The sequence below is a fragment of the Streptomyces sp. NPDC012474 genome (genome assembly GCF_042955185.1).
GTDB lineage: Bacteria > Actinomycetota > Actinomycetes > Streptomycetales > Streptomycetaceae > Streptomyces > Streptomyces cahuitamycinicus.
The window spans coordinates 37,307-54,516 of record NZ_JBIBEP010000026.1 but is presented as its reverse complement, the minus strand read 5'-3'; the positions used below and the strand labels follow the sequence as shown (position 1 = coordinate 54,516).

17 protein-coding genes are annotated in these 17,210 nt (G+C 70.1%); 7 read left to right on the top strand and 10 right to left on the bottom strand.

The window, feature by feature from the left end; genetic code table 11:
• Positions 1-57: 57 nt before the first annotated feature.
• The 5 genes from ACFY9S_RS37195 to ACFY9S_RS37175 all read left to right on the top strand — a co-directional run bounded on the left by ACFY9S_RS37195 (position 58) and on the right by ACFY9S_RS37175 (position 4,921).
• Positions 58-993, top strand: coding sequence for an SPFH domain-containing protein (locus ACFY9S_RS37195; protein ID WP_102910534.1), 936 nt, complete (start codon positions 58-60; stop codon positions 991-993).
• Positions 990-1,250 carry a hypothetical protein gene (locus ACFY9S_RS37190; RefSeq protein WP_391137899.1) on the top strand — a complete coding sequence of 87 codons (261 nt, stop codon included), beginning with the start codon at positions 990-992 and terminating at the stop codon, positions 1,248-1,250. Before ACFY9S_RS37195 ends, ACFY9S_RS37190 begins: the two co-directional genes overlap by 4 nt.
• 127 nt (positions 1,251-1,377) lie before the next feature.
• Entirely contained in the window at positions 1,378-1,902 is a 525-nt protein-coding gene (locus ACFY9S_RS37185; protein ID WP_391137896.1) for a helix-turn-helix transcriptional regulator, read from the top strand.
• Positions 1,899-2,588, top strand: coding sequence for an ATP-binding cassette domain-containing protein (locus ACFY9S_RS37180; protein WP_391137893.1), 690 nt, complete (start codon positions 1,899-1,901; stop codon positions 2,586-2,588). The genes ACFY9S_RS37185 and ACFY9S_RS37180 overlap by 4 nt, the downstream gene beginning before the upstream one ends.
• Positions 2,585-4,921 (top strand): FtsX-like permease family protein, encoded by a 2,337-nt coding sequence (locus tag ACFY9S_RS37175; protein WP_391137890.1) that lies wholly within the window; start codon positions 2,585-2,587, stop codon positions 4,919-4,921. Before ACFY9S_RS37180 ends, ACFY9S_RS37175 begins: the two co-directional genes overlap by 4 nt.
• A 19-nt stretch (positions 4,922-4,940) precedes the next feature.
• Here the strand turns inward: ACFY9S_RS37175 and ACFY9S_RS37170 are convergent, their stop codons facing one another.
• Positions 4,941-5,891 carry a LysR substrate-binding domain-containing protein gene (locus tag ACFY9S_RS37170; protein WP_391137887.1) on the bottom strand — a complete coding sequence of 317 codons (951 nt, stop codon included), beginning with the start codon at positions 5,889-5,891 and terminating at the stop codon, positions 4,941-4,943.
• A 133-nt stretch (positions 5,892-6,024) separates the two neighbouring features.
• Between ACFY9S_RS37170 and ACFY9S_RS37165 the strand changes: the two genes are divergently transcribed.
• Positions 6,025-6,579, top strand: a complete 555-nt coding sequence (locus tag ACFY9S_RS37165; RefSeq protein WP_391137884.1) for a redoxin domain-containing protein — start codon at positions 6,025-6,027, stop codon at positions 6,577-6,579.
• Between the two features lie 6 nt (positions 6,580-6,585).
• Positions 6,586-7,119, top strand: coding sequence for an alkyl hydroperoxide reductase (locus tag ACFY9S_RS37160; RefSeq protein WP_031103031.1), 534 nt, complete (start codon positions 6,586-6,588; stop codon positions 7,117-7,119).
• Between the two features lie 82 nt (positions 7,120-7,201).
• Here the strand turns inward: ACFY9S_RS37160 and ACFY9S_RS37155 are convergent, their stop codons facing one another.
• From ACFY9S_RS37155 to ACFY9S_RS37115, 9 genes are all read right to left on the bottom strand, one after another.
• Entirely contained in the window at positions 7,202-8,509 is a 1,308-nt protein-coding gene (locus tag ACFY9S_RS37155) for an AI-2E family transporter (protein WP_391137881.1), read from the bottom strand.
• Positions 8,510-8,645: 136 nt separating this feature from the next.
• Positions 8,646-9,338, bottom strand: a complete 693-nt coding sequence (locus ACFY9S_RS37150) for a transglycosylase SLT domain-containing protein (protein ID WP_391137878.1) — start codon at positions 9,336-9,338, stop codon at positions 8,646-8,648.
• Between the two features lie 424 nt (positions 9,339-9,762).
• The gene (locus ACFY9S_RS37145; protein WP_391137876.1) at positions 9,763-11,088 is read right to left on the bottom strand and encodes a PhoH family protein; all 1,326 of its coding nucleotides are present in this window, start codon (positions 11,086-11,088) and stop codon (positions 9,763-9,765) included.
• 354 nt (positions 11,089-11,442) lie between these two features.
• The gene (locus ACFY9S_RS37140) at positions 11,443-12,216 is read right to left on the bottom strand and encodes an isoprenyl transferase (protein ID WP_391137874.1); all 774 of its coding nucleotides are present in this window, start codon (positions 12,214-12,216) and stop codon (positions 11,443-11,445) included.
• Between the two features lie 788 nt (positions 12,217-13,004).
• Positions 13,005-13,850 (bottom strand): methyltransferase domain-containing protein, encoded by an 846-nt coding sequence (locus tag ACFY9S_RS37135; protein ID WP_391137871.1) that lies wholly within the window; start codon positions 13,848-13,850, stop codon positions 13,005-13,007.
• A 10-nt stretch (positions 13,851-13,860) separates the two neighbouring features.
• The gene (locus ACFY9S_RS37130; RefSeq protein WP_391137868.1) at positions 13,861-14,322 is read right to left on the bottom strand and encodes a GNAT family N-acetyltransferase; all 462 of its coding nucleotides are present in this window, start codon (positions 14,320-14,322) and stop codon (positions 13,861-13,863) included.
• A gap of 37 nt (positions 14,323-14,359) precedes the next feature.
• Positions 14,360-15,238, bottom strand: coding sequence for an LLM class flavin-dependent oxidoreductase (locus ACFY9S_RS37125; protein ID WP_391137865.1), 879 nt, complete (start codon positions 15,236-15,238; stop codon positions 14,360-14,362).
• Between the two features lie 109 nt (positions 15,239-15,347).
• The gene (locus ACFY9S_RS37120; RefSeq protein ID WP_391137951.1) at positions 15,348-16,373 is read right to left on the bottom strand and encodes a hypothetical protein; all 1,026 of its coding nucleotides are present in this window, start codon (positions 16,371-16,373) and stop codon (positions 15,348-15,350) included.
• Positions 16,373-17,032: a hypothetical protein gene (locus ACFY9S_RS37115; protein ID WP_391137863.1), complete on the bottom strand. Its 660-nt coding sequence runs from the start codon at positions 17,030-17,032 to the stop codon at positions 16,373-16,375. Before ACFY9S_RS37115 ends, ACFY9S_RS37120 begins: the two co-directional genes overlap by 1 nt.
• Positions 17,033-17,210: the final 178 nt, after the last annotated feature.

The window sequence follows — 17,210 nt, the reverse complement described above, 5'->3', positions numbered from 1 at the left end:
TTAGATAGAGAGAAGCTATGCAGGAGTGGCTTCGACAGAAGAACCGGGGGACCACCCATGTCCGCACACGACACGCACGTCACCGCCGATGTGCCCGAGATGCCGGCGCCACGCGTACGGGAGTTCAGCGCGCACAGCATCGGCGGCGGGCTGGCCCTGCTGCTCGGCCTGCTCGGCCTGCTGGCCGGCGCGGGGCTGATCGCGCTCGCCCCTTCGGTGGACGCGAGCGGCGCCAAGGCGGGGCTGATCATCGGCGGCATCCTGGTCGCGCTCGCGGCGTTCCTCGCCATGTGCGGCCTGAACATGGTGGCGCCGGGCGAGGCCCGGGTCGTCCAGCTCTTCGGCCGCTACCGCGGCACGATCCGGCAGGACGGCCTGCGCTGGGTGAACCCCTTCACCTCCCGCACGAAGATCTCGACGCGCGTACGCAACCACGAGACCGCCGTCCTGAAGGTCAACGACGCCTACGGCAACCCCATCGAACTCGCCGCGGTCGTGGTGTGGCGCGTCGAGGACACCGCCCAGGCCACCTTCGAGGTCGACGACTACATCGAGTTCGTCTCCACCCAGACCGAGGCGGCCGTCCGGCACATCGCCATCGAGTACCCCTACGACGCCCACGAGGAGGACGGCCTCTCGCTGCGCGGCAACGCCGAGGAGATCACCGAGAAGCTCGCGGTCGAGCTGCACGCCCGCGTGGAGGCGGCCGGCGTGCAGATCATCGAGTCCCGCTTCACGCACCTGGCGTACGCCCCCGAGATCGCCTCGGCGATGCTCCAGCGGCAGCAGGCCGGAGCGGTGGTCGCGGCACGGCGGCAGATCGTGGACGGCGCGGTGGGCATGGTGGAGGCGGCGATCGCCCGGATCACCGAGCGCGACATCGTGGAGCTGGACTCCGAACGGAAGGCGGCGATGGTCTCCAACCTGATGGTGGTGCTGTGCGGTGACCGGGCCGCGCAGCCGGTCCTCAACACCGGGTCCCTCTACCAGTGACGGTCCCTCCCGAAGGCCAGGGCCCGCGGCGCCGGCCGCAGCAGCAGCGCAAGCAGGTGCTGCTGCGGCTGGACCCGGCGGTGTACGAGGCGCTCGCGCGGTGGGCCGGGGACGAGCTGCGGTCGGCCAACGCGCAGATCGAGTTCCTGTTGCGGAAGGCGCTGGCCGAGGCGGGGCGGCTGCCGCGGGAGACCGGGCCACTGCCCCGCCGGGGGCGGCCGCCGGGGGGCTCCACCCCCGGCCCTCCGCCGGCCTGAACACCCGGCCGGACGGCTGTTGCGGAACCGTGACAACACGCTCCGACCTGCACGGCCGCACCCCACGCCATGCACTGCACACGCGGCGTATACATGCCGCGTATACACCCCGTGTACAGTCCTGCCCATGTCCATCGGTCACACTCTCCTGGGACTCCTGGAGTCCGGCCCACGTCATGGTTACGACCTGAAACGGGCCTTCGACGAGAAGTTCGGTCACGACCGGCCACTGCACTACGGCCAGGTCTACTCGACGATGTCCCGTCTGCTGAAGCACGGGCTCGTCGAGGTCGACGGCATCGAGGCGGGCGGCGGACCCGAGCGCAAGCGGTACGCCATCACCGAGGCCGGCGTCACCGACGTCGCGCGCTGGCTCGCCACACCCGAGAAGCCGGAGCCCTACCTCCAGTCGACCCTCTACACGAAGGTCGTCCTGGCCCTGCTCACCCACCGCGACGCCGGTGACATCCTCGACAACCAGCGCTCGGAGCACCTGCGCAGCATGCGGATCCTCACCGACCGCAAGCGCAAGGGCGATCTGGCCGACCAGCTCATCTGCGACCACGCGCTGTTCCACCTGGAGGCGGACCTGCGCTGGCTGGAGCTGGCCGCGGCCCGTCTGGACAAGCTCCGTGAGGCGGTGACCCGGTGACGATTCCCGCTGGTTCGCTCCTCACCGCCCAGGACCTGCGCAAGGTGTACGGGCCGACGACCGCCCTCGACGGCGCGGGGTTCTCCATCCATCCGGGCGAGGTCGTCGCCGTGATGGGCCCGTCCGGGTCGGGCAAGTCGACCCTGCTGCACTGCCTGGCCGGGATCGTCATGCCGGACTCGGGCACGATCACGTACAACGGGCGCGAGGTGACCGCGATGAGCGACGCCGAGCGCAGTGCGCTGCGACGCTCCGAGTTCGGCTTCGTGTTCCAGTTCGGGCAGCTCGTACCGGAACTCACCTGCGTGGAGAACGTCGCGCTGCCGCTGCGGCTGAACGGCTCGCCCCGCAAGGAGGCCGAGCGGACGGCGCTGGCGTGGATGGAACGGCTGGAGGTCGACGACCTCCGCAAGAAGCGGCCCGGCGAGGTCTCCGGCGGTCAGGGGCAGCGGGTCGCCGTGGCCCGCTCGCTGGTGACGAACCCGCGGGTGGTCTTCGCCGACGAACCGACCGGCGCGCTCGACTCGTTCAACGGCGAGCGCGTGATGGAACTGCTCACGGAAGCCGCCCGGTCGGCCAACACGGCGGTGGTGCTCGTCACCCACGAGGCGCGGGTGGCCGCCTACTCCGACCGCGAGATCGTCGTACGGGACGGCAAGTCCCGTGACATGGAGCGCGTCGTATGAGCGTCAGGCAGTGGAGCCGGGACCTTGGCATGGGGATCCGGTTCGCCTTCGCCGGCGGCCGCGAGGGGTGGACCCGGGCGCTGCTCACGGCCGTCGGCGTCGGGCTCGGAGTGGCGCTGCTGCTGCTCACCACCGCCATCCCGGGCGCGCTGGCGGAACGGGACCGGCGCGAGGAGGCGCGCAGCGACCACACGTTCAGCCAGGAGAAGATACCGAAGGCCGACGACACGCTGGTGGTCGTGGACGCGGACACCACGTTCCGGGACCGGGACGTGCGTGGCAGGCTGCTGGAGCCGGACGGCCCGAAGGCCCCGCTGCCGCCTGGCGTCCCGGAGTTCCCGGCGGTGGGCGAGATGGTCGTCTCCCCCGCGCTGAAGGAGCTGCTCGACTCCGACGACGGCAAGCTGCTGCGGGAACGGCTGGACTACCGCGTCTCCGGCACCATCGGCGAGCTGGGGCTCGTCGGCTCGCAGGAACTCGCCTACTTCGCGGGCGGCAAGGGGCTGGCGAAGCTGCTGGACGGCGCCGCGAGCGGCGCCCGGATCGACCACTTCGGCAACGACGACCTGGGGTCGTCCGACCCCTGGGACCCGGTGCTGCTCCTGCTGGTCCTGGTCGTCTTCGTGGTGCTGCTGATGCCGGTCGCCGTGTTCATCGCCGCCGCCGTACGGTTCGGCGGTGAGCGGCGCGACCGCAGGCTGGCGGCGCTGCGGCTGGTCGGCTCCGACAGCCGGATGACCCGGCGGATCGCCGCCGGGGAGGCGCTCGCCGGTTCCGTGCTGGGGCTCGTCCTCGGCACCGGGTTCTTCCTCCTCGGACGGCAACTGGCGGCGTCCGTCGAGGTGTTCCGCGTCAGCGTGTTCCCGAGCTATCTGAACCCCTCTCCCCTGCTGGCCGTGCTGGTCGCACTGGCGGTGCCTGCGGCCGCGGTCCTGGTGACGATCCTCGCTCTGCGGAGCGTGGTCATCGAGCCCCTCGGCGTGGTGCGCACGGCCAGGCCCGCGCGGCGCCGGCTGTGGTGGCGGCTGCTGCTGCCGCTGGGCGGACTGGCGCTGCTCTATCCGATGATGGGGCAGGGCGACGACGGCGGGAACTTCAACCAGTACCTGGTCGTCGGCGGCGTGATGCTGCTCCTGATCGGTGTCACGGCGCTGCTGCCCTGGGTCGTGGAGACGGTCGTCGCCCGGCTCGGTCCGGGCGGGGTCGCCTGGCAACTGGCCGTACGCAGGCTCCAGTTGAGCAGCGGTGTGGCGGCTCGCATGGTCAACGGCATCGCGGTGGCGGTGGCCGGGGCGATCGCGCTGCAGATGCTGTTCGCCGGGGTGGAGGGCAACTACACCAGGGCGTCCCAGTACGACGTCTCCCGGGCCCAGATGAGCGTGGACGTGCCGGACGGCAGCGACGCCGCCCCGGTCGCCGCGCAGTACCGCGACACCGAGGGCGTACGCAAGGTCACCACCCTGTCGGATTTCCATCTCGGCGACCGGCGCGAGGCGGACGCCCTCATCCAGATCACCGTGGCCGACTGCGTGTCGCTGCGTGAAGTCGCAACGCTCCCCGACTGCCGCGACGGTGACGTGTTCGCGGCCAAGGGCTCGGAGTACGAGAGCGACAGCGAGCGCCTGGCCGTGCCCGGCACGCCCCTGTGGGCCGAATCGGAGGAATCCGGCCGCGCCGGCGACCGTACGGTCTCCTGGACCGTTCCGCGGGGCATCCGGCAGGCCGAGTCCCGCGAGGACCCCACCGGGTACGAGCGCGGCGGACTCCTGGTCACCCCCGGCGCGCTGCCCGGGAAGCTCAAGACGCTCATCTCCACGCGGCTCTTCCTGAGCGTGGACCCCTCGGTGCCGGACGCCTACGACCACGTGCGCAACACGGCCGCGCGGCTCGACCCGACGTCCCAGCCGATGACCTGGCACAGCATCGAGAGCGACGACCGCTACGCCGCCATCCGCACCGGCCTGTCCGTCGGAGCCGCGTGTGTGCTGGCGCTGATCGGGGCGAGCCTGCTGGTCTCGCAGCTGGAGCAGTTGCGAGAACGCCGCAAGCTGCTGTCGTCCCTGGTCGCCTTCGGCACCCGGCGCCGCACCCTCGGCCTGTCGGTGCTGTGGCAGACGGCGATCCCCATCGGTCTCGGCCTGCTGCTCGCCGCGACGGTGGGCATGGCCCTGGGCGCGGTCCTGCTGCGGATGACGAACACCTCGGTCGGGGTGGACTGGCCGAGCGTGCTGTCGATGACCGGCATCGGCGCGGGTGTCGTCCTCGTGGTGACGCTGCTGAGCCTGCCGCCGCTGCTGAAGCTGACGCGGCCGGACGGGCTGCGGACGGAGTAGGTCCGCACGGGTCGTCAGGTCAGGCGTTCCGGTCGACGACCCGTACGGGCAGCGGCCGGAGCGCCTGCCGCAGGGCGGCCGCCAGCTCCTCGTACTCCCCGCCGCGCGCGGCCCCCGCCCGCATCGCCAGCGCGACCCGGCGGGTGGGGGCCGGGTCGGCGAAGTACCCGGTGAGGAGCTGGTTGCTGCGGGAGGTCTCGACCTTGAGTGCGGTGCGCGGCAGCAGGGTGACGCCGAGCCCGCCCGCGACGAGCTGCACCAGGGTGGACAGGCCCGCGGCGGTCGTGGTGACCGGCACGTCGTCGCGGCCGGCCTCCCGGCAGATGTCCAGGGCCTGGTCGCGCAGGCAGTGGCCCTCGTCCAGCAGCAGCAGGTTCAGCTCGCGCAGTGCCTGACGCGGGATGCCCTCCCGGCCGCCGAGCCAGTGGTCGAGCGGGGTGACGAGTACGAAGTCCTCGTCGAACAGCGGCAGTTCGGTCACGCCCGGTACGCCCAGGGGAACGGCGAGCAGCAAGAGGTCGAGCCGGCCGCCGGCCAGGCCGTCGAGCAGGTTGGCGGTCTGCTCCTCGTGCACCTGGAGGTCGAGGTGCGGGTACCGCTCGTGGACGAGCCGCAGGACGGTCGGCAGCAGATAGGGCGCGACCGTCGGGATCACCCCGAGCCGCAGCACCCCGGTGAAGGGCGCCCGGACCGCCTCGGCCTCCTCCATGAGGGCACCCACCTCCCCCAGGACCGCCTTGGCCCGTACGGCGATCCGTTCACCCTCGGGTGAGAGCAGCACCTTGCGCGTCGTACGCTCGAGGAGCGTCACTCCGAGTGTTTCCTCCAGGGCCGATACGGCGCCCGAGAGGGCGGGCTGGCTCATGCCGATCGCCGCGGCCGCGTCCCGGAAATGAAGGTGCTCGGCCACCGCCGCGAAGGCGCGGAGCTGGGCGAGGCTGGGCTGCCTGCGCTTATTACCGACAGTCACTGATAACTACCTCCGATCAACTCGACCGAGTGTAGCTATTTCCGTAATCAATCGAGCCTGTGCCAACATCAACACAGTCCAACCCATGGGAAACCCCCGCAATCCGGGTGTTTCTTCGCTGCAAGGAGTGTGTGTGCTCACCGTCGGTGACAAGTTCCCCGAGTTCGACCTGACCGCCTGCGTCTCGCTGGAGCAGGGCAAGGAGTTCCAGCAGATCAACCACAAGACCTACGAGGGTCAGTGGAAGGTCATCTTCGCGTGGCCCAAGGACTTCACCTTCGTGTGCCCGACCGAGATCGCCGCCTTCGGCAAGCTGAACGAGGAGTTCGCGGACCGCGACGCGCAGGTCCTCGGCTTCTCCGGTGACTCCGAGTTCGTCCACCACGCCTGGCGCAAGGACCACGACGACCTGCGTGACCTGCCGTTCCCGATGATGGCCGACTCCAGGCACGAGCTGATGCGCGACCTCGGCATCGAGGGCGAGGACGGCTTCGCCAAGCGCGCGGTGTTCATCGTGGACCAGAACAACGAGATCCAGTTCTCGATGGTGACCGCGGGTTCGGTCGGCCGTAACCCGAAGGAGGTCCTCCGGGTCCTGGACGCGCTCCAGACGGACGAGCTGTGCCCCTGCAACTGGTCGAAGGGCGACGAGACCCTCGACCCGGTCGCGCTGCTCTCCGGGGAGTGATCTGACATGTCGCTGGATGCCCTGAAGTCCGCCATACCGGACTACGCCAAGGACCTGAAGCTCAACCTGGGCTCGGTCATCGGCAACTCCGATCTGCCGGCCCAGCAGCTGTGGGGCACGGTGCTGTCGACGGCGATCGCCTCGCGCTCCCCGATCGTGCTGCGTGAGCTGGAGCCGGAGGCGAAGGCGAACCTGTCGCCGGAGGCGTACACGGCCGCCAAGGCCGCCGCCGCGGTGATGGCGATGAACAACGTCTTCTACCGCACCCGTCACCTCCTGTCGGACCACGAGTACGGCACGCTGCGCGCCGGCCTGCGGATGAACGTCATCGGCAACCCGGGCGTCGACAAGGTCGACTTCGAGCTGTGGTCCTTCGCCGTCTCGGCCATCAACGGCTGCGGCATGTGCCTGGACTCCCACGAGCAGGTGCTGCGCAAGGCCGGTCTCGACCGCGAGGTCGTCCAGGAGGCGTTCAAGATCGCCTCCGTGATCCAGGCGGTCGGCGTCACGCTCGACGCCGAGGCGGTCCTGGCCGAGTAACCCACGGCCACACGCCTCATCGCGCAGGGCCCCGCCCACCGGACCGGTGGACGGGGCCCTGCTGCTGTCCCGGGCTCCGGGGCTAATCCGAGGGCGTCTGCGGGGTGGGCTCCGCGCTCACCGCCGTGGCCCCGCGCGGCCGCACGGAGTGCCGGAGTGCCGACTTCTGCGCATACGACCGCAGATACCCGGCGACCGTGTTCGTCACCGCAACCAGCGGCACGGCGACCACCGCACCGCCGATCCCGGCCACCATGCCCCCGCACGCCACCGCCAGCACCACCGCCAGCGGATGCACCCGCACGGCCCGCCCCAGGATGAACGGCTGCAGGATGTGGCCCTCGATCTGCTGTACCGCGAGCACCACCACCAGCGTCATGACCGCCGTGAACACCCCCTGGGTGACCAGCGCGACGACCACCGCCAGCGCCCCGGACACCACGGCGCCCACCAGCGGGATGAAGGCGAACAGGAAGATGAACACCGCCAGCGGCACGGCCATCGGCACATCGAGGAAGTAGATGCCCAGCCCGATGAAGATCGCGTCGATCAGCGCGACGAGCACCGTGCCCCGCACGTACGCCGTCAGCGTCCGCCACGCCGCCGGACCGGCCCCGGCCACCCCGGGGCGCGCCGCCGCCGGCACCAGCTTCAGCGTCCACTCCCAGATCCGCTTGCCGTCGTAGAGCAGGAACAGCGTCGAGAAGACCGCCAGCAGGATCCCGGTGAGCGCCTCGACCACGACCGTCACGCCCTCAAGACCCGCGGAGGTGATCTGGTCGGTGTTCGCCCCGACCGCCTCGCGCAGGTTCTTGGCGATCTCGTTGATCTGCTTGTCCGTGACGTGGAAGGGGCTGTTCAGCAGCCAGTTCCGCAACTCGTCGATGCCGTCCTGGATCTGGCCCGAGAGGTCGTCGATGTTCTCCATGACCTGCCAGGTCACGAACCAGCCGATGAGGCCGATGATGACGAAGCCGAACATCGCCGTCAGCGCGGTCGCCGGCCCGCGCGGCACGCCGCGGCGCCGCAGCCGCGCCACCGTCGGCTGCAGCATCGCCGTGATGAGCAGCGCGATGACGAACGAGAGCACCACGAGCTGGACGGCGCTGATGATCCGCATCAGCACCCAGAGCGTGCCCGCGAGGACGAGGAGCCGCCAGCCGGCCTCGGCGGCGACCCGCACACCCCACGGCACGGCTTGCGCGGGATCGGGGCGGGGGGCGACGTCGGGGGCGTAGCCCGGGGGCGGCGGCACGTGTTCACCGGCGAGCGTTCCGGGCTCGGGGTCGTCCTGCTCCCGCTCGGCCGCGGCGCGGCGTTCGTTGTACCGCTCGCTCATCTCGGTCAGCCCGGCACCCAGCCGGCCGAGCCACCCTGGCACTCGCGACATGATCCGTCCTTTTCCCCCGTCTTGGCGCACCACTCCCCCGAGGAGCCGTCCGTCCGACCGTACATGGCGCGAGCCCCGCACCGGACGACGGTGCGGGGCTCGCGCTGAGGACGGGGTGGGCCGTGGGCCGGCCGGCTCAGTACCAGTTGTTGGCCTGCCAGAACGACCAGGCATCACAGGGGCTGCCGTAGCGGTCGTTCATGTAGTTCAGGCCCCACTTGATCTGGGTGGCCGGGTTGGTCCGCCAGTCGGCGCCGACGGACGACATCTTGGAACCGGGCAGCGCCTGGAACATGCCGTAGGCACCGGAGGAGGGGTTGACCGCCTTGTAGTTCCAGTCGGACTCGTGGTCCACGATGTTGCTGAAGCACTGGAACTGACCCGCCGGCACGATCTGCCGTGCCATCGCCTGGAGCTGCGCGATGCTGTAGGAGGTCGCGACGGGGAAGTCGGAGATGTCCTTGGAGCGGCTGGCGGCGGCTTCCTTGGCCTCCGCGCGCTCCTTGGCCTCCTTGGCCGCCTTCTCGGCTGCCTCCTTCTTCGCGACGGCCGTCTCGGCGGCGGCCTTGCGGGCGGCCGCCTCGGCGTCCTTCTTCGCGCTCGCGTCCGCCTGGATGGCCTGTGCGTCGGCCTGCTGCGTCAGCGACGCGGTCTGCACCTGGGCCTGCTGGCCCGCGGGGATGTCCGCGAGCAGCGTGGCGCCGGTTGCCGTCGCCTCCGCGTCGTTGTTCTGCGCGGTGCTGCCCGAGGCAACGCCGACGACGCTTCCGACAGCGGTGACCGCCGTGGCCGAGGCCACTGCGAATCCCCGGACCGAGATCCGGCTCACACGGTTTTCCTTCCAGCATCGCCCGCTTCGGTGACCCTCGCGGACGCAATCGTGCCCCTGGCACTGGCCTCCCCAACTGCGGGGTCACGGGAGGCGCGGGCCCGATGGGCAACTCCCCCGAGGGGAGCACCACGTGTTGCTCGGGCGGCATACGACATCGCTATGCAGTTGATGCTGAAGCTTTGTGGTGCCGTACCGCTGGCTGGGGGTACAGGTGTGTCGTATGCGGGGCCTGACAGGAGTGAGACTCTGCCGTAACCCGACGGGGCAAGGCAATTCCGAGTTGCGTGTGAAAGCTCACATCCCGTTTGACGCAGGAAATTCCACGGAACGGCCACACGTGAAGGCGCCGCCCGGCTAGGCTCTTGGCCTTTTCCCGGACGGCGCCAACTATCGCAGAAGCGCCATTCTTTGGCGTGTGCGGTCAGATGTGCCCGTCTTCGAGCATTTCGGTCACAAGGGCCGCGATCTGTGACCTCTCGGACCGCGTCAGGGTCACGTGCGCGAAGAGCGGGTGCCCCTTCAGCTTCTCCACGACGGCGACGACACCGTCGTACCGGCCGACCCTGAGGTTGTCCCGCTGGGCCACGTCGTGGGTGAGAACCACGCGTGAATTGGCCCCGATCCGGGACAGAACGGTGAGAAGTACGTTCCGTTCCAGCGACTGGGCCTCGTCCACGATCACGAACGCGTCGTGCAGCGAGCGGCCGCGGATGTGGGTGAGCGGCAGGACCTCCAGCATCCCGCGCGCGGTGACCTCCTCGATGACCTCGCGGGACGTGACCGCCGACAGCGTGTCGAACACCGCCTGCGCCCAGGGGCTCATCTTCTCGGCCTCGGAACCCGGCAGATAGCCCAGTTCCTGCCCGCCCACCGCGTACAGCGGACGGAAGACCATCACCTTCTGGTGCTGACGGCGCTCCAGGACCGCTTCCAGCCCCGCGCACAGGGCCAGCGCCGACTTGCCGGTGCCGGCCCGGCCGCCCATCGACACGATTCCCACGTCCGGGTCGAGCAGCAGATCGAGCGCGATCCGCTGCTCGGCGCTGCGGCCCTTGATGCCGAACGCCTCACGATCCCCGCGCACGACACGGATGTTGCCCTCGGGCGTGACCCGCCCGAGCGCCTTGCCGCGCTCCGACTGGATCATCAGGCCCGTGTGCACCGGAAGTTCGGCGGCCTCGGGGACGTGGACGTGCCCCTCCTCGAAGAGGATGTCCACCTGCTCGCCGGGCAGGGTCAGTTCGGACATTCCGGTCCAGCCGGAGGAGTCCGTGATGGCGAGCTCCGCGCGGTACTCCTCGGCGAGGAGCCCGACGGAGGACGCCTTGATCCGGAGCGGGAGGTCCTTGGACACGACGGTGACGTCGAACCCCTCGGCCTGCAGGTTGCGGGCGACCGCGAGGATGCGGGAGTCGTTGTCCCCCAGGCGGTAGCCGCTGGGCAGCACGCTGGGGTCCGAGTGGTTGAGCTCGACACGGACGGTCCCGCCCAGATCTCCGATCGGGATAGGGGCGTCGAGGCGACCGTGCCGGACCCGGAACTCGTCGAGCAGGCGCAGGGCCTGCCGGGCGAAGTAGCCGAGTTCGGGATGGTGCCGCTTGGCCTCCAGCTCTGTGACCACGACGATGGGGAGCACGACCTCGTGCTCGTCGAAGCGGTTCAGGGCGCTCGGATCGGCCAGCAGGACGCTGGTGTCGAGAACATAGGTGCGCCGGTCGGGCTTGTGGCGCTTTGTGCTGGTCACCACGGAAGGACGTACCCCCTCGGATGAGGTCGGGGAGCGACGGTATGGAGCTGGACCGGTCGTCGGCCGCCCTGCGCGGGCCGAAAACCGGCCCTCCGCCTCTTCGTCCGTGCTGTGACCGCACGATCGGGCTGGTGCAAAGGGCCTCCCGGGCGGACGGCCCCGTGCCGTCCGCTGAGATACGACACCCGTGGTTCGGGCGTCGACCTGTCTGGGTTATGCCCTCGAACGAGCGTCGCCATGCCACGGCATATGACGGCGAGCCGGTGAACTCCGCGTTACGCGCGCCCTCAAGGGGGTACCGGGAGGTGTCGTGACGTGGGACGTCCTGCGTCCGCGGTGCCCGGCAGCGGTACGTCAGCCGCCGTAGCGCCGGTGCCGGACGGCGTAGTCGCGCATGGCCCGCAGGAAGTCGACCTTGCGGAACGCCGGCCAGAACACGTCACAGAAGTAGTACTCGGAGTGAGCGGTCTGCCAGAGCATGAATCCGGACAGCCGCTGCTCGCCGCTGGTGCGGATCACCAGGTCGGGGTCGGGCTGGTCACTGGTGTAGAGGTGACGCCCGATCATGTCGGTGTCCACGGCCTCGGCGAGCTCCTCCATCGAGGTGCCACGGTCCTTGGCGTCGAGCAGCATCGAGCGCACGGCGTCGGCGATCTCCTGACGGCCGCCGTAACCGATGGCGACGTTGACCACTATGCCGTCGACGTGCGCGGTGGTCTCCTCGGCCTCCTTGAGGACCCTCTGCATCCCCGAGGGCAGCAGGTCGGGCGTGCCCACGTGGTGCACGCGCCAGCGGCCGTCGGCGGCCAGGGTGCGCACGACGTCCTCGATGATGCCGAGCAGGGGGACGAGCTCCTCCTGCGGCCGGTCGAAGTTGTCCGTGGACAGCAGCCAGAGCGTGACGACCTCGACATCGGTCTCGGTGCACCAGCCGAGGAACTCCTCGATCTTCCCGGCACCGGCCCGGTGGCCGTCGACCGTGCTGGAACCGGCGGCCTTCGCCCAGCGCCGGTTGCCGTCCATGATGACGCCGATGTGTTTGGGCACCTGAGCGTGGTCCAGGTGACCTTCCACCCGGCGTGCGTACAGCCTGACCAGCAGGCCGCGCAGCTTGTCGCGCAGGTTCACGTGATCGTCAGCCCCTCCGTAAGGATCGGACAGGCCGCGATGCACGGCCCGGTCGTGGCCGTCGGCGGTCCCTGCCCGTATGGCGGTCCCCGGGGGCGAAGCCTACCCCCGCAGCGGCGGTGGGCCGCCAACCGGGCCGGAACGAATGGTTCCGGCCGGTGGTTCGAGCCGCCCGGCGACCCAAAGAAAAACGGGCCGGTCCGTGGGGGGGAGACGGACCGGCCCGAGGGGGGGTTTCCACCATAACCCTTCGTAAGTGATGCTGCGTGCATCGGCGTGCCACAACTACTCTCCGGAGCCGCCCGGCGACGCGGCGATGACCGCGGAGGCCTTGGTTCAGGGCTCGCTCCTGGCCGAAACATGGCGTATACGCAGGGGAATCGGGCACCCTGGGGCAGAAAACGGAGGTTTTGCCGCACCTTGGGGCCCAGTCGGGTGACATGTCCCGGCATCCCCCCGATGGGTGAACCAGGCCACGGACACCCGCTTGACCCGTAATCGCCCCCGGGCCCTCGCCGATTCGCCGCTTTGCCCTCTCGACATCGCCGCCGCACAGGGCCCGGCGGGAGGCCTGGTACCGCGCAGCCCCCTCCACTGCGCGGTACCGCCCGCGCAGCTTTGCTCACGCGAATTGCCGGGCTTCGAATCTACGCGAGTGGCGCCACGGAGGCGAGCCACTGGCGATAACGATGTGAAAACCCTCGTCGGAAGATGCGCAAGTGCAGTGAGTGCAAAGGGTGACCCGCGGTCGGCGCGTGCCCTGACGGTGACCAGGGGCCCGGGGCGCGTCAGCCCGGCTTGCGCACGTCGAAGAGGTGACGGGTGCTGTGGGCGACGAAGGCGCCCTCGGCCTGGATCCGCTCGTGCAGCTGTCGCAGCCGCGGCTCGTACGCCTCGACGGTGAAACCGGGGACCATCCAGACCACCTTGCGCAGGAAGTGCACGACCGCGCCGATGTCGTGGAACTCCACGCGCAGCCGCTCCGCCCGCAGCCCGACGACGTCGAGCCCGGCGGCCTCGGCGTCGGCACGCTCACGGTCGGGGTGGCGGGCACTGCGCACGCCGTCCGGCTGGGGGCCGAGAAAGTACTCGACGAGTTCGAAGACGCTGTTCGGGCCGACGTGCTGGGCGAAATACGTCCCGCCGGGCTGGAGGACGCGGGCGATCTCCTCCCAGTGCGGCCGGACGGGATGACGGCTGACGACCAGGTCGAAGGCGCCGTCGGCGAAGGGCAGCGGGTCGTCCTCGGCGACGGCGACGACCGCGACGCCGCGCGGACGGAGCAGGGCGGTCGCCTTGGCGACGTTGGGCGGCCAGCCTTCGGTGGCGATGGTGAGGAGGGGCGGCTTCGGGGCGGCGGTCTCGGTGACGGGCCGGCCCGGGGTCTCGTCGGCGACCCTGGACAGGGCGAAGTCCAGCACCTCGCCGCCCCCGGTCTGCACGTCGAGCACAGCACTCGCCCTGCCCAGCCGCCCTGCCACCGAGACGGCGTAACCCCAGGAGGGGCGTGCCTCCGTCGCCCGCCCCTCGAACCAGGAGAAGTCCCAGCCGTCCGTGGGGACGGATGCGCCTTCGGCCACGAGGTCTTCGAAGGTGGTGGGGCATGGAGGCCCGGGCTCGGGCAGGGACGTCACGCGGTGCTCCTTACGACAGGACGAATACGACGTGCTCGTTGTCACCGTGGCGTACGGTGCCGGTCCGCTGGAAGCCGTGTCTCTCCAGCAGACGTACGGAGCCGGTGTTCGCGCCGGCGGGGTCGGCGTACAGCGGCCGGTTGTGCTCCCGCTGGAGGAACAGGGCCAAGGCGCGGCTGCCGATGCCGCGGCCCCAGTACCGGCGTCCGAGCCAGTAGCCGAGGAAGCGGCGGTCCCCCTCCCACCAGGCGACGACGCTGCCGGCGACCTCACCGTCCACGGTCACGGCCTGCACGAAGACGGTGTCGTCACCGAGGACCCTGGTCTTCCACTGCCGCAGGAACGCGTCGCGCGGCCGAGGGGTGAACCTCGACCGCCGAACGGCTTCCGGGTCGTGCTCGTACGCCAGGAGGAACTCCAGATCGTCTTCCACGACGTCCCGCAGACGCACGTCCTCACTGTCATCGCCCATGCCCCGGAGTGTGGCAGCCGCCACTGACAACGGGCCCTCAGGGAACCAGGGGCCGCACTTCCTCGGCGGCGAACCGCACGAACCCCTCCGGGTCGGGCTCGTCCGCCGTCGGCTGCAGTACGACGCTGTCGGCCCCGGCCTCGACCAGCCGCTCGACGGCCTCGGCGACGGCCCCGGCGTCCCCGGCGACCCCGAGGTCCGGAACGGCTTCGACCCCCTCGGCGGTGAGCTCCGCGCGCAGCCGGGCGGCGGCGTCGGGCCCGGTGGCGGTGAGCAGGTAGACGACCAAGGGGTGGGGCTCGGCCTCACGGCCGGCCGCCGCGCGCCCCTCCTCGACGAGCTGCCGTGCCGTGCGCACGCCCTCGGCGTTCGTGGAGGCGGTGAGAATGGTCCCGTCGGCGGCCTCTCCGGTGAGCCGCAGGGACCGCGGCCCGGTGGCCCCGGCCAGCACTCCGCTCCGCGAGCCCTCCGGCGGCCAGTCGAGAGCGACGTCGTCGAGCTTGACGTACCGTCCGTCGACCGTGACGCGCTCGCCGCCCAGCAGGGCCCGCAGCGCGACGAGATGCTCTCGCAGCAGGGTGAGGGGCGACTCGACCCGGGCGCCGACCTGCCCCATCCAGCTCTGCACACCGTGCCCCACACCGAGGATGGCCCGGCCCGGGAACATCCGGTGCAGTGAGGCGGCCTCCATGGCCGTGATGGCGACGTTCCGCAGAGGCACGGGCAACAGCCCGACCCCGACCCGCACCCGCTCGGTCCACGCGAGGGCGGCCGCGGCGGTGGAGATCCCGCCTTCTCGGAAACAGTCCTCCCAGAGCCAGAGTTCCTCGAGCCCGGCATCATCGGCCAGCCGGGCCACGGAACGGAGCCGCTCGGGGGGCAGTTGGGGGCGGAATACGGCGCCTAGTGGGGTCATGATGCTGTTCTTACCCGGGCCGAGGCGCGACGGACAACACAATTCGCGTCGGCCGGGCGGTACATCCCCCTCATGGTGGTCGTGCCGCCCGGCCGGATCCGGTGCTCGGTCAGCGGTTGACGGCCTGGATCTCCTGCACGACCACGTCCTGGGTGGCGCCGAACGTGCCGTCGGGGAGGTCGCCTCCCGCGCCACCGGTGCCGGTCCACTCGATCTTCCACGTGACGGTGGCCTGGAGAGGGTACGTGCCCTCACCCGAGGAGCGCAGGTACCTCACCCCGCAGGGCGGTGTCCGGTCGGCCTTGCCCTTGGCGTAGGGCTCGCCGATGCGGTCACCGTCGGCTTCGCAGACACCTGAGGCCGGGTAGGTCACGGCGTCCTTCGTGCCCGGTTCGATCCTGAGCGACTGCGGTCTCGCGGTCGCGGTCGCCGTGATGCCGATGACGGGCACGGACGCGGTGACGGACACCGGCTTGAAGTCCGCCACGTCCAGCCAGGCCCAGGTCGGCAGGTTGACCTTGGTCGCCGCGGCGGGCGCCAGGGTGACCTTCGTACTGGGGACGCGGATCTCGGCATAGGCGAGTTCGGCGAGGATCTCGGGCGTGACGGCGTTCTGGACGTCGGCGGGCGGCGGGTCGCCCTGGTCCACCCAGAACGGCTCCTCCGTACAGGCGTCCCAGCCCGGCGGGAAGTCCTCGTCGACGAACGAGTCCCAGAAGTAACCCTTGCCGGTCTTGTCCTTGTTGAAGTCCTTGTACGGCTTCCCCTCGACGTAACGGTCGCGCTGCTTCGCGTCCCACTCATAGCCCGTCGAACCGGCCTCCCAGACCGGCTCCATGGTCTTCTGAAGCTGCTCCGGGGTGTACTTCGGGGCGTACCAACAGGGCGGCGGCGTCCAGGACGTGGCCGAGGTGAGCGCACCGGCGGAGGCGCCGCTGCCGTTCTTGGAACGGTCGAAGACGACGCCGCCAACGGTTACGGAGACGGTGCCGTCTTTGCCTGCACTGGCTTCCTGGTTGGCGCCCTGCGTGTCGCCACCCAGCGTGTCGTCAGCGGTCGCCACTCCGGGAAGGGCGAGGAGTGTCCAGCACGAACCGGCTAGGACCACCGAGAAGATTGTCCTCAACGGGCCCATCATGGCTGGCACTTGGGGCTCCCACTCTGCGAGACGATCTTCTGGATGACCCAGACACCCTTGTCGTTCTTCTTGAGCGACGTGTGGTAGATGACGTAGCTCTTGGCCGTGACCTCGGTCTTCTTGGCCTTGTTGGTCTTGAGGTCCTTCACATACGCCTTGCCCTGGTCCTCGCAGTAGCTGAGGGACCCCGTGCCGTCCTTGCCGACAGCCACCTGCGGAGCGTAGAAGCGGTATGCGCCAGTGATGGCCGCCTTGTGATCGACGTAGTTCTGGACGAACTTCTGCGTGCCGGCGGCGGCTTCGCCCTCGTAGTAATAGAGGTACGCCTTGTCGAGCGCGTTCTGGTTGACGATCGCGAGGTCGACGGCCTTGATGGACTGCTCGCTGTCGGCCAGGATCGCGTCCTTCTCCTTGTCCCCCGTCTTGGGCCAGTCGAAGGTGTAGGAGAGGTCCGACGGCAGGTCGATCTTCGGCCGCCCGGGGGACGCAGGGTCGGAAACGGTCGGCGACGGCGAGGCCTTGTCCCCCGTGTCCGCGCCCGCGATCTTGTCGTTGTCCTTGTCCTTGGAGCTGTCGTCGCTCCCGCACGCGGACAGCGTCAGGGCCGCAGCGGCGGTCAGCGTGAGCGCTGCGAGGAGGGTGGGGCGGCGGTTCACGGTCGGCTCCTGGGAGGTGGCGAGGCTTCTCTTGAGCGAACCAAAGCTATACAGCGGGGTGCAGCCGCACCAGGGTGAAGGTTGTCAACTCGCGGGGCGTATGGGGAGGAATCGGTGATTCGTCGTCACCTTCGAGCCGTAACGGTTGCGTAACGCGCCAACGCCGGGCGCCAATGGC